Here is a 1610-nt window from a genome sequence, read left to right on the forward strand (position 1 = left end):
GGGTTCACTTCGCCGTTAATCAGATAACCCACTCCGGCATTGGCTCCCGCACCTATCAGGCTGGTCGTCGCTGCTACTCCCGGTAACAGCGGCCAGGCGATAACGCTGCCCACTGCTGCCATCGCTGTCTCACAGGATACCGGTGTCCCGCCGCTACAGGCTTCTTTAATAGCGGCCTGGGTTCCCGATTCGTAATTCGCTGTGGTTCCGGGTTTCTGTTTATTCGCTGCTGCCAGAACGTTCGCCAGGGAGTTATTCTCCGCAACTGTCTTACCAGTTTGCTCTCCTGCAATGGCATCAGCACCACTGTTACCAATCACTTTACATTTTTCGGTAGTAAAAGAACCAGTAAACAAATCCAATTCCAATCCCCACTGAACCTGTCTTCAATACTTTATGCAAATTATCCCTTAAGTATCCCAGCATCTGATCTCCCCCACCAACCCAATACCCAAGGACTTGGAAAATAAAACTTACAAAAATAAGCATCAGTGAGAATGCAATACATAAGTATAGTAATGTCAATAATGATTTTTTACTTATTAGCATCATTGTTATCCTTATTTTTTATAGAGTTTTGCAATGCATCAGAGAACCACCCTGAAGCAGCTGAGTCGGCTACATTTCCTGAAAGTGAAGGTAGGTTATTTTGAGGGACTGGTTTTGTGATAGTCCATACGCCAGTAGGAACCCATTCATATTTTTTATATATTGGGTTTAGTTTTTTATCCATTGGTATTTTGATAATGTTACCAGCAACATAACCAACAGATGCCCCTGTCTTACTTAGTAGAGCACCCATGAACGGGTCATCACCATTGATTTGCGCCTGATAATAACCACCTGCTGCATTCCAGGTTACTGTTGGATTATAACCTTTACCTGCAGTAATTAGACCGATAACTCCCGATCCTATAACATCAGATAATTTTACTTCACCAGTTTTGCTTGTTCCATATTGAATGGCTGTATTAGCAGCACTTGAAACTCCCGCTGCAATTAGTTGCTCCTTAATTCCTGCGCTGTTAGTAATAATCGCCTTTCCACCCATTACCGCCACCGGCCAGGAAGTTGGGGTCATTATTACATCCATAACCCGGTCACCAGTGGTGATATTATCCTTAAGGAATTTAAGATCCGTACCATTAAGATATTTCACTATAGCAGCCGCATCAGGATCTTTCAGTTTCTCACTTAGTCTTATCTGATGCTTGTTAGCATCCAGGGCGACGTTAGTGTCTGCCTGGATTAGTTCCTCCCAAGTTACACAGGCTATTCCACCGCCGGTACAGGCCATAACCAGTTCGTTACTATTTTTATTACTGATTTCAATGTATTTCTCGACAACCTTATTACAGTCTCCGCCGGAGGCTTTGCAGTCCTGAATTTCTTTATCAAGCTGTCGTGACTCTTTCTCGCTCAGATAGTTATTCTCCGCCGTCGTCTTCCCTGCCTGCGCCGCATAAACGGCACTTTCGGTACTGTCTCCGGCCAGGCCACCGGCCAGCCCGGAGGACAGGGTTGCCAGAGCGCTCAGGGTCTGCTTCTGCGTTTCGGTCAGGTCAGCAGCCGGGGTATCACCGTACAGCTGGTCCTTTAGTATCCCCGCC

General features: G+C 46.0%; 1 protein-coding gene and 1 pseudogene. Both read right to left on the reverse strand.

The window, feature by feature from the left end; all coding sequences use genetic code 11:
- Positions 1 to 356 (reverse strand): annotated as a pseudogene (locus FY046_RS23555) (hypothetical protein); the annotation flags it as partial.
- A 179-nt stretch (positions 357 to 535) separates the two neighbouring features.
- Positions 536 to 1610, reverse strand: a 1075-nt coding sequence (locus tag FY046_RS23560; protein ID WP_446186532.1) for a VENN motif pre-toxin domain-containing protein, incomplete at its 5' end; no start/stop codon positions are given.

The organism is Erwinia sp. 1181_3, from assembly GCF_052824965.1.